Source organism: Streptomyces filipinensis (assembly GCF_014649495.1).
GTDB lineage: Bacteria > Actinomycetota > Actinomycetes > Streptomycetales > Streptomycetaceae > Streptomyces > Streptomyces filipinensis.
Map to the genome: position 1 here is coordinate 327,230 of NZ_BMTD01000001.1, position 15,611 is coordinate 342,840.

General features: G+C 71.7%; 12 protein-coding genes and 1 pseudogene. 4 read left to right on the forward strand and 9 right to left on the reverse strand.

The window, feature by feature from the left end; all coding sequences use genetic code 11:
• Positions 1 to 31: 31 nt before the first annotated feature.
• A complete protein-coding gene (locus IE244_RS01435) occupies positions 32 to 1,552 on the reverse strand; it encodes a fibronectin type III domain-containing protein (RefSeq protein WP_191870776.1) in 1,521 nt (506 codons plus the stop codon).
• Positions 1,553 to 2,201: 649 nt separating this feature from the next.
• On the opposite strand from IE244_RS01435, the gene IE244_RS01440 reads away from it, so the two are divergent.
• Complete coding sequence (locus IE244_RS01440) at positions 2,202 to 2,504, forward strand: hypothetical protein (RefSeq protein WP_191870777.1); 303 nt, start codon at positions 2,202 to 2,204, stop codon at positions 2,502 to 2,504.
• A gap of 109 nt (positions 2,505 to 2,613) precedes the next feature.
• On the opposite strand, the gene IE244_RS01445 is transcribed toward IE244_RS01440, so the two are convergent.
• Positions 2,614 to 3,840, reverse strand: a complete 1,227-nt coding sequence (locus tag IE244_RS01445; RefSeq protein WP_229853906.1) for a glycosyl hydrolase family 28-related protein — start codon at positions 3,838 to 3,840, stop codon at positions 2,614 to 2,616.
• A 183-nt stretch (positions 3,841 to 4,023) separates the two neighbouring features.
• On the opposite strand from IE244_RS01445, the pseudogene IE244_RS01450 reads away from it, so the two are divergent.
• Positions 4,024 to 4,728, forward strand: a pseudogene (locus IE244_RS01450) (CDP-alcohol phosphatidyltransferase family protein); the annotation flags it as partial.
• On the opposite strand, the gene IE244_RS01455 reads toward IE244_RS01450, so the two are convergent.
• From IE244_RS01455 to IE244_RS01475, 5 genes are read right to left on the reverse strand one after another with little or no spacing between them, the layout of a single operon-like run.
• On the reverse strand, positions 4,612 to 5,133 hold the full coding sequence (locus tag IE244_RS01455; RefSeq protein WP_373305695.1) for an FAD synthase family protein: 522 nt from the start codon (positions 5,131 to 5,133) through the stop codon (positions 4,612 to 4,614). The pseudogene IE244_RS01450 and the gene IE244_RS01455 overlap by 117 nt on opposite strands.
• Positions 5,134 to 5,136: 3 nt before the next feature.
• On the reverse strand, positions 5,137 to 6,690 hold the full coding sequence (locus IE244_RS01460) for a fibronectin type III domain-containing protein (protein WP_229853907.1): 1,554 nt from the start codon (positions 6,688 to 6,690) through the stop codon (positions 5,137 to 5,139).
• Between the two features lie 47 nt (positions 6,691 to 6,737).
• Positions 6,738 to 8,279: a lipopolysaccharide biosynthesis protein gene (locus IE244_RS01465; protein ID WP_191870778.1), complete on the reverse strand. Its 1,542-nt coding sequence runs from the start codon at positions 8,277 to 8,279 to the stop codon at positions 6,738 to 6,740.
• Positions 8,276 to 9,871, reverse strand: coding sequence for a YveK family protein (locus tag IE244_RS01470; RefSeq protein WP_191870779.1), 1,596 nt, complete (start codon positions 9,869 to 9,871; stop codon positions 8,276 to 8,278). Before IE244_RS01470 ends, IE244_RS01465 begins: the two co-directional genes overlap by 4 nt.
• A complete protein-coding gene (locus IE244_RS01475) occupies positions 9,868 to 11,388 on the reverse strand; it encodes a hypothetical protein (RefSeq protein WP_229853908.1) in 1,521 nt (506 codons plus the stop codon). The genes IE244_RS01470 and IE244_RS01475 overlap by 4 nt, the downstream gene beginning before the upstream one ends.
• Positions 11,389 to 11,602: 214 nt before the next feature.
• Between IE244_RS01475 and IE244_RS01480 the strand changes: the two genes are divergently transcribed.
• Together IE244_RS01480 and IE244_RS01485 are read left to right on the forward strand one after the other, a co-directional pair.
• A complete protein-coding gene (locus IE244_RS01480; RefSeq protein ID WP_191870780.1) occupies positions 11,603 to 12,583 on the forward strand; it encodes an NAD-dependent epimerase/dehydratase family protein in 981 nt (326 codons plus the stop codon).
• Between the two features lie 27 nt (positions 12,584 to 12,610).
• Positions 12,611 to 13,810 carry a glycosyltransferase family 4 protein gene (locus IE244_RS01485; RefSeq protein WP_191870781.1) on the forward strand — a complete coding sequence of 400 codons (1,200 nt, stop codon included), beginning with the start codon at positions 12,611 to 12,613 and terminating at the stop codon, positions 13,808 to 13,810.
• Positions 13,811 to 13,858: 48 nt separating this feature from the next.
• Here IE244_RS01485 and IE244_RS01490 read toward each other — a convergent pair whose 3' ends face one another.
• Complete coding sequence (locus IE244_RS01490; RefSeq protein ID WP_191870782.1) at positions 13,859 to 14,986, reverse strand: glycosyltransferase; 1,128 nt, start codon at positions 14,984 to 14,986, stop codon at positions 13,859 to 13,861.
• A 45-nt stretch (positions 14,987 to 15,031) separates the two neighbouring features.
• The gene (locus tag IE244_RS01495; protein ID WP_191870783.1) at positions 15,032 to 15,598 is read right to left on the reverse strand and encodes a DapH/DapD/GlmU-related protein; all 567 of its coding nucleotides are present in this window, start codon (positions 15,596 to 15,598) and stop codon (positions 15,032 to 15,034) included.
• Positions 15,599 to 15,611: the final 13 nt, after the last annotated feature.

The following is a 15,611-nucleotide window of genomic DNA, read 5'->3' on the forward strand; positions in this document are numbered from 1 at the left end:
CGGTGTCGTCCCGTCTCCCTGCTCCGGCCGGTCACTTGGCGGTCGCCGCCGTCACGTCGAGCCGCGCCGACCGGGGCATGGTGTTCTCTCCGTCGCTGACGGCGATCGTGTAGCGGTGACGGGAGCCGGGGGAGACGGAGTCCGTGTACGTCATCTCCGGGCGGTCCCATTCGGCCGACCGCTGCTTCCGTGTGGCCACGAGCTTTCCGTCCCGGTAGATCCGGTAGGTCAGCTCCGCGTCGTCCCTGTCCCACGCGGCACGCCAGGTGAGCGTGACCTTCCCGGCGCGCGAGTCGTCGCTCGCGAGCGCGGGAACCGCCTCCGGAGCCGAGCTGCCAGGGCCGGCCCCGAAACGCGTCAGGCCCTGCTGTGGTCTGCCGTTGACCGTGGTGAACTCGCCGCCGGCCCACAGCACTCCGCCCGCCATCGTGAGTGTCCTGGGGCCGACCCCCTCACCGATGCCGTCGTCGGTGTCGGGGAACCAGTGCAGGATGCGCTTCTCGTCGGCCGACTGCGCCAGGAAGTGCCGGCGTGGACCGTCCGGGAAGCCGCCCGGTGTCAGCGCGCAGTAGTGGGCGTGGGACGCGCTGTACAGGACGTCCTTGTACACGAGGAGATCCTGGGTGGCGCCCAGGCAGTTGTCCTTCCACACCATCGCGCCGTCGGACAGCCGGCCGGCGATGCGGCCGTCGAAGATGCCCGTGCCCGAGCCCTCGGCCCCCAGATAGAAGAGGTCGCCGTTACGCGCCAGGGACGACACCGCGGACCGCTCCGGAAGCCAGTCCGGGAAGGACTTCACCGTCGCGCCGGTCGTGGGATCCAGCGAGACCAGCGCCTGCTCCGGACTGCCGTTGGCGGTGTGGAAGGAGCCGCCGACGAGCAGCTGGCCGTGATCGGGCGCGGCCAGGATCGCGCGGACCGGCTCATCGAGGTCCGCACGGAACGGCAGCAGCGAGCCGTTGCGGCCGAACGCCGCGAGGCGATTCCTGGTCTGGCCGTTCACCAGGGTGAACTCCCCTCCCAGGTACACCGCTTTGTCCGTGGTCTCGATGGCCCGCACGGTCGCGGACATGGCGGGGCGGAAGTCCTTGCGCAGCGAGCAGTCGGCCGTGTTGAGCGCGACCGCGCTGGCCACACCGGTGCGGTCGACCCGGCCGAACGACCCACCGACGTACAGCACCTTGCCGTCGCGCGACGCCTTCAGCGCACGTACGGTGCCGGCGCCCTTGGTGAAGGAGTGGGCGCACGGCAGCAGCTTGCCGGTCACGGCGTCGAACGCCGCGAAGTTCCTTCGTGCGACCTCCTTGTGACCGGGCTTCGCGCCGGGCGGGCGGACACTGCCGAAGGTGCCGCCGACGTAGACGACACCGCGTGCGTACGCCACCGACCAGACGACACCGTCCGTCTGCCAGGTCGCCAACGGCGCGGCGGTCAGGGTCTTTTCGTGCCGTGCTGCCGGCGCGCCGGAGGCGGTCGTGAGGGAGGCGGCGGCAAGGAGGACCGCCGCGGAGGCCGTGGTGGCGGCCCTTGAGGTGCTTTTCCTTAGGCGCATGGAACATCCCGGGTCGAGGGATACGGGTGGCGAGAAGCTTTCCGAAAGTAGACACCCGGCCCCGCATCACCGAATTCGACAAGCGGGCTTGCCGCGAGATCCATCCGATTGGCACCGTGCGGATCCACGCTCCGCCCTTCAGGCCCTTACTGAAGCTCGAATGGCCTAGGAAAAGGAGTCGTAATCCATAACGGCAGTCCACTCGTGCGAGTGTGGGGACGCCCGGCGCGGACACTTGGTCAAGCTCGAACTGCCAAAGGAAATGGCGTGAGAGTTCGCCAGGGCGAGATCAGGTACCCGAGGTCAGGTACCCAAGCATTGAGGAGGAGTGCTCGTTATGCGAGTAGCTGGCCGAACGAAGACGCAGTCACGACGGTTGAGTTGGGGAGCGGGGCTCGTCGGCGCCGGCCTGACCGCGACCATGGCATTCGGTATCGCCGCCGGGTCCGCGGCGGCCCATGCGGTTCCCCGCGCGGCGCAGGCGTGCCCGACCTGCTCGACGAGCAGCACACCGGGGTGCTCGTCGTCGTGCGCGACGAAGCCCCCCACGTCCGGGTGTTCGGCGTGCTCGACGAAGCCGCCCACCGGGTGCACGCCGTGCCAGACGCCCCCGCCCCCGCCCTGCCCCTCGGGCGCGACCGCGATCAGCGTGACCAACCCGGTGACCGGGCCCGTCGCGATCCCCGGGGACGGAAACCTCCAGCTGACCATCGGCAGCAACGCCCAGGGCGAGGTGTTCGGCTTCAACATCCCCGCGACCGCGCACCGCAGCGTCGTCCAGGTCGCGGTCACGGGCAGCACCGGCGTCAACGTCTACAAGTACGACAGCACGACGGGCTTCCCCGACGGGAAGGCGGCCGACACCGGACTGCACGCCCTGGCCAACGCGAACGGCAAGGACCCGGACATCACCCGCATCGACTTCTGCGTCAAGACCACCAAGTACGTCTGACGCGGCGGCGCCCGGCACCGCCTGACGGTGCCGGACCACCGCGCCGTACGACAAAGGCGGGGGGTCCGGGACGTCCCGGACCCCCTGCGCCGGCGACCGGGCGGCCGCCTCAGTCCGTGGGAGAGGTCCGGCCGGGGGGCACGGCCGGGTCGGTGGACGGCGGTGGCGCGGGCGTGTCGCCGGCGGGCCCGGTGCCGAGGCAGTCGGTGAAGCGTACGAAGCGGGCCGGGTTCGCGCCGGCGCCGTCGGTGACGGCGAACTCGCTCTGCGGGTGGTTCCGCAGCAGGCACATGTCGTAGCGGACGACGGCCGGCTGGGTGTCCTGCCGGTGGGTCGTCCGGTACTGGTGACGGCCCACGAGCTGGCAGGAGTCGTAGCGGATCAGCGGCCCCCGCGGTCCCACGCTGTACTGGTGCGGACGGACCTCGGCGGAGAAGTCCATGAAGGCGTTCGCGGTGTCGTCGCAGTCGGCGAAGTGGACCGTGCCGCTGCTCCACACGCAGTCGATGACCCGCACGTCCGGACTGCGCACCTCGAAGCGGATGTCCTGGGCGTGGAAGCGCTGCACCGAATCATGGTGCCGGCTGACCGGGAAGCGGAAGAAGGTGCTGGTGGTGCCGTATTCCTCGGTGCGGACGGGGCGTTTGCCGGTGATGATGTACGACCCGCCGCGGCAGGAGATGGATCCGCCGTAGGGGAACTCCAGGAAGTTGCCCCACTCGTATTCGACCTTCATGTCGGTGAACCAGTAGTTCAGGAACTGGTCCTGGTCGTTCGGGGTGGTCTGCGCGTGTCCGGTGATCCCTGAGTAGAGGAAGGCCTTGCGGTAGCTGCCGGCGACCGTGCAGGCCTGCCACAGCATCTCCGAGTTGGTGTTGGTGCCGTCGAGGGCCAGCCCGTACTCCCATTCCCCGAGCCATTCGCACTCCGAGAACCGGTAGTCCTGGGCCAGACCGGTGGAGTAGGAACTGAAGAAGGACGCGCCCGGGGTGTCGGAGCGGAACTGCATGCGTTCGAAGGAGAGGTTCGACCAGGTGTCCTCGTTCCGGCACAGATAGGAGCCCGGGCCGGTGTCCGGGCGGAAGACGAGAGCGGTCATGTTCTTTCCCGCCCCGACGAAGCGCAGACCGTTCGCCGGCCGTGACGGGGTGACGCCGTTCAGCAGGGCGTGCGGACGCGTGATGAGAAAGTCCCCGGCGGGGATCTCGACGACCAGCCGGCCCACCCCGCCGCGGACGTGGGTGGCGGCGAGCGCGTACGCGGTTTCGAACGCCTGGGTGTCGTCGGTGGATCCGTCGCCCACGGCGCCGAGATCGGTGACGTTGACGGAGGACATCGGCCCGACGGCCGCACGCCGGGGAGACGCACTTTTGGCGGACGCGCTGCCGGCGGGCAGAGCCGCCGCGACCAGCAGTGATGTTCCGCCGCGCAGAATGCGCCGACGGTCGCGGGCCATTTCGCCATCCTGTTCTGTCATAGTTGCCTTCCTTTCTCGCGTTTGGTGTCACCAAGGAGGGTTATGGCCGAGTTCGCGGAAATGCTGAGGCAACTGTCGACGGCACAGAAGCCGGCGAAGGGGGTGTCGGTCTACAGTCGGTTCGTCAATCGCCCGGCCGGCCGGGTGATGGCGGCGCTGGCCTGCCGGATCGGTGCGACCCCCAATCAGCTGACGCTACTCGGCGCCTTGTTCACTTTTCCGGCCCTGGCGGCGGTGGCTCTGCTGCGGCCCGAGCCCGTGATGTCGGTCTGTGTCGGCGTGGCCCTCGCCCTGGGATTCGCCCTGGACGCCGCGGACGGTCAGCTCGCGCGGAGCCAGCGCTCCGCGAGCCTGTCGGGCGAATGGCTGGACCACGTGCTGGACTGCGTCAGGATCGTCCTGCTGCACCTGGTGGTGCTGGTGGCGTTCTACCGTTTCTTCGACCTGCGCAGTCCGCTGTTGCTGCTGGCCCCGATGGTGTTCCAGCTCGCCGCGGTGGTGATCTTCTTCGCCGGCATCCTCACGCAGCAGCTCAAGGCGCGGGTGGCGGTGGGAAGGGGTGGCCCTGCCTCGGCGTGGGGGTCCGTCCTGCTCCTGCCGGTCGACTACGGCACGACCTGCGTCTGCTTCCTATTTCTGGGCAGTCGGGACCTCTTCCTTGTCCTGTACTGCGTGCTGCTGCTGGCCCATGTCCTGTTCATGGTGGCCTTCTTGGTGAAGTGGTTCCGCGAGCTCCATCAACTCCAGCGCCCTGCGCAGTAGCGTGCTGGACGTGTGGACGGTGTAGGGGAAGTAGACGACGTCGACACCGACCTTCGCGAAACGGCGTTCGAGGATCTCCCATTTGGGTGTGCCCTTCCAGTCGTCCCCCTTGAACACGACATGGAATGCGACCTGCTTCCAGATCTGCAGTTTGTCCCCGTGCGTCTCCACGACGACATCGTCGACGTGCCGCACGCTGCGGACGATCTCCAGGCGCTCGGCCAGCGGGATCACCGGCGGCCTTCCTTTGAGGCGCCTGGTCAGTTCGTCGGACGCGACCCCTGCCACGAGCCGGTCACAGTGCCGGCGCGCCTCGCGCAGGATGCTGAGGTGCCCGATGTGGAACAGGTCCCAGACGCCGGGCGCGTACCCGATGAGTGTCGCTGCCACAGCTCACGCTCCGCTCGTCCGGCCACCGCGCGCGGGCACCGTCACGACCATCGCGGACCGGGGCGAGGTGCGGCTGCCGTTCGTCACCTCGATCGCGTACTGGTGGCGGGAGCCGGCGGCCACCGAGTCGGTGTAGGTCATGGCCGGAAGGTCCCAGGCCGCGGACGCCCTGGCCTGCCGGGAGACGAGCTTTCCGTCCCGGTAGAGCCGGTACGTCAGGACAGCGGTGCTGCGGTCCCACACGGCGTGCCAGCCGATGGTGACCTTCCCCGGGTGCGCGGCCAGGACCCCGAGGGCCGGGCTCTGGGGCGCGCTCGTGGGCGCGGTGGCGGCGAAGCGGGTCAGCCCCTGCTGGGGCCGGTCGTTGACCTGGGTGAACTCGCCCCCGACCCACAGGACACCGCCCGCCATGGTCAGGGTGCGCGGACCCACCCCCTCCCCGAGGCCGCCGTCGGTGTCGGGGAACCAGTGCAGGATCCTGCGGTCGGTGACCGACTGGGCGAGGAGGGTGTGCCGGACGCCCCGCTCGGGAAACCCCCCGGGGGTCCGGGAGCAGTCGTGCGCGTGGGAGGCGCTGTAGAGGATGCCGTTGTGGGGCAGTACGGCCTGGGTGGCGCCGAGGCAGGTGTCCTTCCACAGCAGGGCGCCGTCGCGGAGCCGGCCGGCGATCCGTCCGTCGAAGACGCCGAGCCCTTCCCCTTCGGCGCCGAGGTAGAAGCGGGCGCCGTCCCGCGCGATCGCCTTGACCGTCGACCCGGGCGGCAGCCAGCCCGGGAAGGTGCGGACCGTCGCCCCGGTGGTGAGGTCCAGTGCGGCGAAGGAGTGGGCCTGCCTGCCGTTGACGCGCTCGAAGTCCCCTCCGGTCAGCAGGACGCGTTGCACGGGCGCGGCCGACAGGGCACGCACGGGCCGGTCGACGTTCGCCTTGAAGGGCAGGAGGGAGCCCGTGGAGGTCAGGGCGGCGACGTGGGGCCGGCTCCGGCCGTAGACCTTGTCGAAGTCGCCGCCCAGATACACCCGTTGGCCGGTCGTCTCGATGGCCCGGACGGTCGCGGACACCACGGGCCGGAAGTCCTTGCGCAGGGTGCAGTCGGCGGTGTCGAGGGCCACGGCGTTGGCCACCCCCGTGGATCCGACGTGGCCGAAGGAGCCGCCCACGTACAGCACCCGCCCGTCGGGGGAGGGCTTCATGGCCCGTACCGTGCCGGCGCTGTACGGGCCGGCGCCGTCGGTGAAGGACGGCGCGCAGGGCAGCAGGGCGCCGGTCGCGGCGTCGAACGCGGCGAAGTTGTGCCGGGGAACCTGCCCGGTGCCGGCGGCGGCACCGGGTGGGCGGACCGACTGGAAGGAGCCCGCGGCGTAGACGACACCGCGGGCCTGGGTCAGCGACCAGACGACGCCGTCCGTCTGCCAGGTGGCCAGCGGATCGGCGGTGAGCGTGGCCGGATCGTGCCGCGTGACGGCGGCGGCGGGGGAGCAGAGCAGGGCGCCTGCGCACATGAGGACGGCGGCAGCCGGACCCGTGACCGCCTTCTTACGGAGCTTGCTGTGGCGCAAGGGGGACACCTCGAAGGAGAGGGGGCGGGCAGGTTGAGGGCAATGCCTCACACGGTGCGACGGCGCAGCACCTGGACCAGCTCGCTTACTCCCAGAGGCGTACGGTATCGCCACACAAAAGTACCAAATACCGACATTCCGACAGTCAGGCTGAGTGCGAGTCCTGACGGGGTGTCACCCAACAGGGTGTGCACGCCTGCCGGCACCACCGAGACGGCCGTCGCGATGCCGAGAGCCCGCAGGTATCCGGCGGCCACGGTGGTGAAGCCGAGGCGCAGCCGCACCAGCAGCGCGGCCGAGAGGTTCTCCACGACGATGGCCGTACCCCAGGAGACGGCCGCGCCGAGGATGCCCCACCGGGGCACGGCGAGGAGGCCCACGGTGAGCTGCACCGCGAACGCCGCGGCGGTGCAGGCCAGGTGCCACGAACTCCTGCCGGCCATGAGCAGCACGGTCTGCGCGTTGCCGACCGCGACATTGACGACGGCGGCCGCACACAGGATCACCAGCGCGGGCGCGCCCTGGGTGAACTCCGGCCCGAACACGGCGAGAACGGTGCGGGGAAAGCCGGCGATCAGAACGAACAGCGGCCAGGAGAACAGGACGATCCAGCAGGTCGAGGTGCGGTGCAGATGGTGTGCCTCGGCGGCCTCGCCGACCGCGAGGAGCCGGCTGAGCTGGGGTGCGACGGCCAGCCGGACGGCGAGTTGGAGGAGGGTGCCCGCGGTGACGACGCGGCCGATGGCGGTGTAGATGCCCGCCTCGGCGTCCGTGGCCAGCGCCGACAGCAGGATGACCCCGACCCAGACCGCGCTGATGTCGAAGACGGAGGAGATCGCGCGGGGTGCGGAGAAGACCCAGAAGTCCCGCCAGGAGACCGACACCCCGCCCGCGCGGGCGGAGCCGGCGTGGGCGGCCCGGCAGCGTCGCAGGCCCCGCCACGCGGCGGCGAGACCGGCCAGCGCCGGCAGCAGCCACGCCGCCGCCAGGGACAGCATCCCGGGCGCCCAGCACGCCACGGGCACCGCGATCAGCACCCGCAGGACGGGCTTGCCGATCTGCTCCACGGAGACGAACGGCACCACGGTGCTGTACCCCTGGGTGCCGCCGAGCAGGATCAGGCTGACGGTGGCAGCCGGCAGGACCAGGCCGAAGGACCGGATCAGGGCGAGCGCGTCGGCGGGCGGCAGGTGCGGCAGGAGCGTGGTCGCCACCGTGGGACACCACAGCAGCACCAGGGCCGCCGCGGTGGAGGCCGCCAGGGCCGGCAGCATCGCCATGCGCAGCAGCGAGCCCACCGAGCGGCCGCCGTTGAGGGCGAGATCACCGGGGATGAAGCGGACGAGCCCGGTGTCGGCGCCGAGCTTGCAGACGTTGCTGGCGATGGTGAACAGGGCGACGCCGGTGAAGATCGCGCCGGCCCCGTGCGCTCCGAGGGCCCGGGTGATCAGGCCGACCAGGAGGAAGGCGAACACCGCGTTCGTACCGGAACCCAACGCGCCCCACACCCCGCCCCGTGCGGCGGCGGCGACCGTGCCGCGGGCGCCGGTCCCGGCAGTGGCGTATGGGGCCGCCCCGGGGGCCGTCATCGCCGGGAGACCGTCAGTGTGTCGTGCTGTCCCGCACGCTGCGCGGCCGGCAGGACGCTCTCGGTCCGGGACCGGGGCCGCAGCCGGCGGAGCACGGCGGCGTACAGACCCCGGCGCACCCGCCCGGTGTCCACCACGGCGCCCAGCAGGAGCCCGCCCGAGCAGCCGATGAGGTCGCTCACCTGCCTGAGTTCCTCCCGCCGGGTGTCCCGTCCGGTGACGACCAGGACACCACCGACGTGCTCGGCGAGCGCCAGCGCGTTCGGGTGCTCCAGCAGCGGCCGGGTCGCGACGACCGTGACGGGCGAGCCGGTGCCGGACGCCACCTGCTCCGTCGCCCGGGACACGTCGGCCTGGAGGGGGGCGCCGGTCCTGTCGCTGGAGCAGAGGGCGAACCGGCCCGCGGAGCCCGCGTCGACGAGGACACCCCCCTCGGGCAGGGGCGTCTCCTGCCCGGAGCGCTCCGCCTCCGGCACCAGCGGCAGGCGGCCCGCGAGGGCGGGCGCGTCGGGGTCGGCGTCGACGAGCACGGTCTGGCGTCCGCACTCCGCGAAGGCCGCGGCCAGGTTCGCGGCGACCGCGCCGGCGGCGTCGTGGCGCCGCGGGGCCACCACGAGCAGGCAGCCGGTACCCCCGGAGAGCCAGGCGTGCGCCAGGCGGTAGGCCAGGGAGCGGTAGGCCTGGGAGCGGGCGCCGGCCGTACGGCCGACCGTCAACGGGGCGTCGCCCGTACGGCGGCCACGGGGCAGGACGCCCAGCACGGGCGCCCGGAGGGCGGCCTGCACCTCGCGGGCCGACCGGGCCCGGCGGTCGAGTGCCGAGCACAGCCAGGCCAGCAGGACGCCCAGGACGGCACCGCAGGCCAGGCCGAGGACGATCAGGGTCCGCGGCCCCGGGCCCGAGGGCCTGGTGGGTGCGGTGGCCCGGCGGACGATGTCGCCGCCGTCGGTGTCCCGGGAGCTGATCTCGGACACGCGCTTGCGCAGGCTGCTGATCTCGCTCTTCGTGGCGGAGGTGCCGCTGTCGTCCTCGGAGTCCTTCTCGGAGTCCTTCTTCATCTGCCGGGTCAGCGTGGTGATCTGCTGTTTCATGCCGCCGACGGCACGCTGCACCGCGGTGTCGTTGCGGCTCTTGCGGTCGGCGAGATAGGCCTCGGCGAAGGCGTTGGCGCCGCGTGCCGCGCGCCCCGGAGCGTGGGCGGTGAACTCGAAGCGCAGCACCTGGGACTTGCCCGGGTTGGTGACGCGGAGACGGTTCTGCAGCGCGGCGGCACGGCTGTCGGGCTGCCCCAGGATGTGCGCCGCACGGACGGCCACGGCAGCGCTGGCGGCGATCTGCTGCTCCGTGCTCATGCTGATCTGGTTGTCGGCGGGCACGTTCACCGAGCCGAAGGGGTCGGCCCCGGCGCGGACCAGCACGTCACTGGCGGAGCTGTAGGTGCCGGCGCCGTACCACGCCACCGCCAGCCCGCCGAGCAGGCCCAGGACGACTCCCAGTGCCATGGCGACGCGGTGGCGAAGGAGCAGGCGCAGTTGCTCGCGGAGCTGTTCCGGTTCGTCGAAACGGTCGTCGAAGGGGAGCGGGCCGGTCACGGATGTCCTCCTGCGTGCGGAAGTGAGGCGTGGGGGATGGGGGCGGACGGCAGCGCCGGTGAGGCGAGTCCGGGGGCCCGGCGGGCCGGGGTGGAGATGAGCAGCGGAACGGTCAGCAGCAGCAGCATCGGGCCGGTGATGCCGAGCAGGCTGCCGCGCAGGAACATCAACTGGTAGAAGGCGAAGGCGGGGACCACCAGGACCGCCAGCGTGCCGGGCCGGCCGAGCAGGCGGTCGCGCGCCTCGTCCATACGGCGTCCCACCGCGCCCAGCAGCAGGAACACGAGGACCACGGCGGGCGGCCCGGCCCACAGGTAACTCTCGATCCACAGGGGCGCGGACAGGTTGAGGAAGCGGTAACCCGCGTACTGCGCCAGCGCGATCCCCGTGTCCTCGGGTTTGTCCGGCCACACCGAGCGCGGCACCATGAAGAAGAGCGGCCCGAGTGCCTGCCCGGGCGAAATCCCCTTCTCCCGCGCGTAGTCGAGACCCGTCTGCACCTGCTGGAAGGCGTCGTAGTCGCCCTTGGTGGTGAACTGCTCGGACAGTGAGACGACGGAGATGGCGTGCCGGTCGTCGTAGCGGAAGTAGTCGCTGTAGGGGAAGACGACGAGCACCGTGGCGAGGACGGCGCCGGCGACCGCGCGGGCGGCACGGGGCCGGCCCAGCCGGGGCACGTTGAACAGCAGCGTCAGCAGCACCGTGCCGGCCCAGAACCGCGGCTTGCTGATGGGGTTGTTGACGATGATGTTCACCGCGGCGAGCAGGGGGAGCAGCAGCAGGCGGGCCCCGCGCAGCAGGCGGTCGCCGTCGGGCAGGCGCGGCACGCGCAGCAGGGCCAGCAGGCCCCAGAACGCGGGCACGGACAGGGACCAGCTGCGCAGCGGCTGCAGGAAGGAGTCCGGTGCCTCGTCCAGGGCGCCGGTCTCGTTGATGGCCTGACGGCTGGTGAAGTAGGCGCCGACACCGCCTGGTTGACCGTGCAGCAGCACCACCGCGAGGGACAGTGCGCATCCGCACAGCACCAGGACGCGCCAGGGTGCGAGGCGCCGGGCGAGCAGCCGTTCCGGCAGGCCGGGACGGGCGGCGTGCAGGTGTGCGCGCCGGGCGGCGAAGGCGGTTCCGGCGCTGTAGGCGAGCAGCCCCAGCTCGACCGTGGCCACGGCCCGCAGAGAGGTTTCGGCGCCGGCCCGGTAGGGCCAGGGGTAGCTGTCCGAGGTGAGCATCGACAGGGGGGCCAGCCCGAACCAGATGTAGGAGAACATCCAGAAGCCGAGGCCGACGAGCCGGACCTGGGGTGCGGTGAGCACGCGGGTGAGGGCGGCACCGGTGTGTGCCACGACGGCGGCCTGCAGTACGAGCGCCATCGGCACCGGCCCCTGGTGCGGCCGCAGGACCAGCACCGGCAGCACGACGGTCAGTACGACGGCCCAGACGCAGACCGCGGGCACACTGCGGACGCCCGCGCCCCGCACCGGGACTTCTGTGGTCGGCGAGTGCTGCTGCGGAAACCTCACTGGCCGATATATAGCGCCGTCATGCTCTTGAACCACCTCAGCCACGCATAAATCGGGCGTTATCCACTCCTGTTGGCGGCAGGGGGCGGGGTGGGAACCGGGGGCGTGCCAATGCGGGGCAAATAGGGCGAAAGTGAATACTGTGGGCGGCGAAAGTTCCGTGCCGGCCCGGCCGGCCGTCCCCCAGGTCTCCCCTTCACCCGAGGAGTTGTCCATGAACAAGCAGGTCGACGCCGTCGTTGCCGGGGGCGGGGGCTTCATCGGCGGGCACCTCGTGGGCGCCCTTCTGGACCAGGGGCTGACCGTCCGCTCCATCGACATCAAGCCCCTGCGCGCCTGGTACCAGGTCCACGAGGGCGCGGAGAACGTGATCGCGGACCTCTCACTGCTGGACGGCGCCCGCAGCGGCGTCCAGGGGGCCCGGCACGTGTACATGCTGGCCGCGGACATGGGCGGCATGGGCTTCATCGAGAACAACAAGGCCGCGTGCATGATGTCGGTGCTCACCAGCACCCACATGCTGCAGGCCGCGCACGAGGCCGGTGTCGAGCGCTACTTCTACTCCTCCTCCGCCTGCGTCTACGCCGCCGGCAAGCAGACGGACCCGAACGTCACGGCGCTCAGGGAGGAGGACGCCTATCCGGCGCAGCCGGAGGACGGTTACGGCTGGGAGAAGCTCTTCTCGGAGCGCATGTGCCGGCACTACGCGGAGGACTACGGCTTCACCACCCGCGTCGCCCGCTACCACAACGTCTACGGCCCGCACGGCACATGGGCCGGTGGCCGGGAGAAGGCCCCGGCGGCGGTGTGCCGCAAGGTGGCCGAGGCGGTGCTCTGCGGTGACCACCGGATCGAGATCTGGGGCGACGGCCGGCAGACCCGCTCCTTCATGTACATCGACGACTGTCTGCACGGCACCCGGATGATCATGCGCGGCGACAGCGGCGTACCGGTGAACCTCGGCTCCTCGGAACTCGTGACCATCAACGAGCTCGTCGACATCGTCGAGCAGATCGCGGGCATCCGCTGCGAACGCAGCTACCGGCTCGACGCCCCGCAAGGCGTGCGCGGCCGCAACTCCGACAACACCCTGATCCGCGAGATCCACGGCTGGGAGCCCTCGATCTCCTTGGCCAACGGCCTGGAGAGGACCTACGCCTGGGTCTACGACCAGGTGAAGCGTGCCCACGGCTGAGCCCCGGTTCGAGGACGCGACAAACCGATGAGGATCTTCGTTCACGACTACAGCGGTCACCCCTTCCAGGCCCAGCTCAGCCGGGAACTGGCACGCCGCGGGCACGCGGTGGTCCACTCGACCTGCGCGGCCTATCTCAGCGGCAAGGGCGATCTCGGGGCCGACGTCGCCGGGCTGCGCTTCGCCACCATCGGCGAGCGCACGGTGCTGCGGAAGCAGGCCTATGTGCACCGGCTCTTCCAGGAGACGCGGCTGGGCGTCGAGCTGGCCCGGCAGGTCGCACAGGCGAGGCCCGAGGTGGCGCTGCTGGCCAACCTGCCGATTCCGGTGCTCGCGGTGACCGCGGCGGTCCTCAAGCGGCGGCGCGTCCCCTGGGTGCTGTGGCACCAGGACGTCACCGCTGTCGCGCTCAGGAGCTTCGCCGCCGCCGATGTCGCGGGCGCGATGGGCGTCGCGGCGAAGGTGTTCGGTGCCGGCGAGAAGTGGGCGGCCCGGCAGGCCGCCGCCATCGTGGTGATCGCCGACTCCTTCGTGCAGGTGCACCGGCAGTGGGGCACCGCCGACAAGGTCACCGTGATCCCCAACTGGGCGCCGCTGGACGAGATCGTGCCCGTGGCCCGGGCCAACGCCTGGTCGAACGAGCAGCGGCTGACCAGCGTGAAGACGCTGCTCTACGCCGGCACGCTGGGCCTGAAGCACAACCCCGTCCTGTTGGTGCGGCTGGCGGAACGCCTGCGCGACCGGGGCGAGCGGGTGCGGCTCGTGGTCGTCAACGAAGGCCCGGCCGTGCCCGTGCTCAGGGAGGCCGCCGCCGCCCGCGGGGTCGAGCTGACGCTGCTGCCCTTCCAGCCCTACCGGCGGCTGCCCGAGGTGCTGGGCACCGGCGACGTGCTCGTCGTCCTGCTGGAAGGGGACGCCGGGAGGTTCTCGGTCCCGTCGAAGACCCTGTCGTACCTGTGTGCCGGGCGCCCGGTGCTCGGTCTGATGCCCGCCGACAACCTGGCCGCCCGGCTGCTCGACGAGGCCGGCTCGGCGGTCTTCCCGCCGGACGAGTCCTCGCTGGAGGCCGCCGCCGCCTGGGTCCGGGACGTCCTGTCCGACCCGGAGCACGCCGCGTCCCTGGGCAAGCGGAGCCGCGTCCTGGCCGAGCGGGAGTTCGCCCTGGAGGGCTCCGCCTCCCGCTTCGAGGACATCCTCACCGCGGTGGCCGGCGCCCCGGCGCGCTGAGCGGCGAAGCCGTTCGGCCGCGCCGGATCCCGCGCCGGGGCGCCGCGCTCACCTCTGCCGGGAGCGGTCGCGGTAGATGCCCTCCAGCCGGTCCACCACCGCGCGGATGGAGAACACCTCCCGGATCGCCCGGTGGCCGGCGCCGGTCAGCCGGCGGCGCAGCGCCTCGTCGGTCAGCAGCGCGCTCACCGCCTCGGCCAGGGCCTGCGGGCTGCCGTCGGTGACCATCGCGGCCTGCCTGTCCGCCAGTTTCCCGGCGATGCCGCAGCTGCTCGTGCACACGACCGGAGTGCCCTCGGCCAGTGCTTCCAGAACCGTCATGGGAAACGGCTCGTGCACGCTGGGCAGGACGTACACGGCGGCCCCGCGGTAGGCCCGAAGCGCCGCGGAGTGCTCCAGCGGGCCGCCGTAGCGCACCACGTCGGTCAGCCCCCGGTCGGCGACGAGCTGGTTCACCTGCTCCAGCGATCCCTCGTCCGTGCCGTAGAGGGTGAACCGCGCTCGCGGGATCTCCTTGTGGACCAGCGCGGCCATCTCCACGAACGCCTCGGGGCGTTTGCGCGGGTGCAGCCGGGCCAGGAAGATCACTTCCTGACCGTCGGACGACCGCTCGGGGCGCGCGTGCGCGGACAGGCGCATACCGTTCGGCAGTGTCACCAGCGGGGGTTGCCCGGCGCCCAGGACCGCGGACAGGGCCCGCCGTTCCCGCTCGGTGAGCACGAGGCAGCAGCGCGCCCGCCGGAGCAAGGGGACGAAGACGCTGTCGAAGAGGCGCGCGACGGCACCGGTCCGGGGCTCGACCATGCCATGGGTCTGGACGACGAAGCCGACGCGCCGCAGCCGGGCGACGGCGAGCGCGGCCAGGGACACGAGGTCCCTGCCCACATGGAGGTGAACGGCGTCGGCGCGCCCCATGGCCCGCCACAGATCCCCCAGCAGCAAGGGGTGCAGGAGGCCGAGACAGCCCTGGCCGGGGATCACGGTCCGCGCCCGCCGCGAGACGAAGGGGACGGTGCCGAGGTGCCCCGGAGCCGGTGTGCGGCCCCGCCACAACGACACCAGCCGTACGTCGTGCCCGCGTTCGGCCATCTCCTGGAGCTGGGCGAGCGCCACGCTCGGCGGGCCGCCGAAGGTGCCGTCGTCGCTGACGAGCGTGACCACCTGGACCACCCTCATGCGCTGACCTCTCTCATGCGCCGACCTCTCTCATGCCCTGGCCTCTCATGCCCTGACCTCTTTCGTGGATGTCGACCGAGTCGTGCGCGCGGTGCCGCCCGCCGTCAGGACGGTGCCCGGCGCCAGGTCCCGGTGGGCCACGGCACCGGCGCCCACCACCGCGCCACGGCCGACGGTGACGCCGCGCAGGACGACCGCCCGCGCGGCGACCCAGCTGCCCGGCTCCAGGCGGACGGGGCCGTTGTCGAACTCGAACGTGGGGGAACGGCGCAGATGGCTGCCCGTGCACAGCAGCGCGTCCTGCGAGACGCAGCAGTCGTGGCCGATGCTGACGGGTTCGAGGTTGATGATCCAGGCGCCCTCGCCGAGCCACGCGTCGTCGCCGATCTCCAGCTTCCACGGCCAGTGCACCCGCACCCCGTGCCGGATCAGCACCCCCCGGCCGACGCGGGCGCCGAAGGCCCGCAGCAGCGGCGGACGCCAGCGGGCCGGACACCACCACTTGACGAAGACGAGGTGCTCGACGGCGAACCAGGCGGCCTGCACGAGCAGGGGCCGCCCCTTGTCGTACCCGGCACCGGTGAAGCCGCGCAGGGACCATGTCGCTGCCATGACGCTGTGCCTT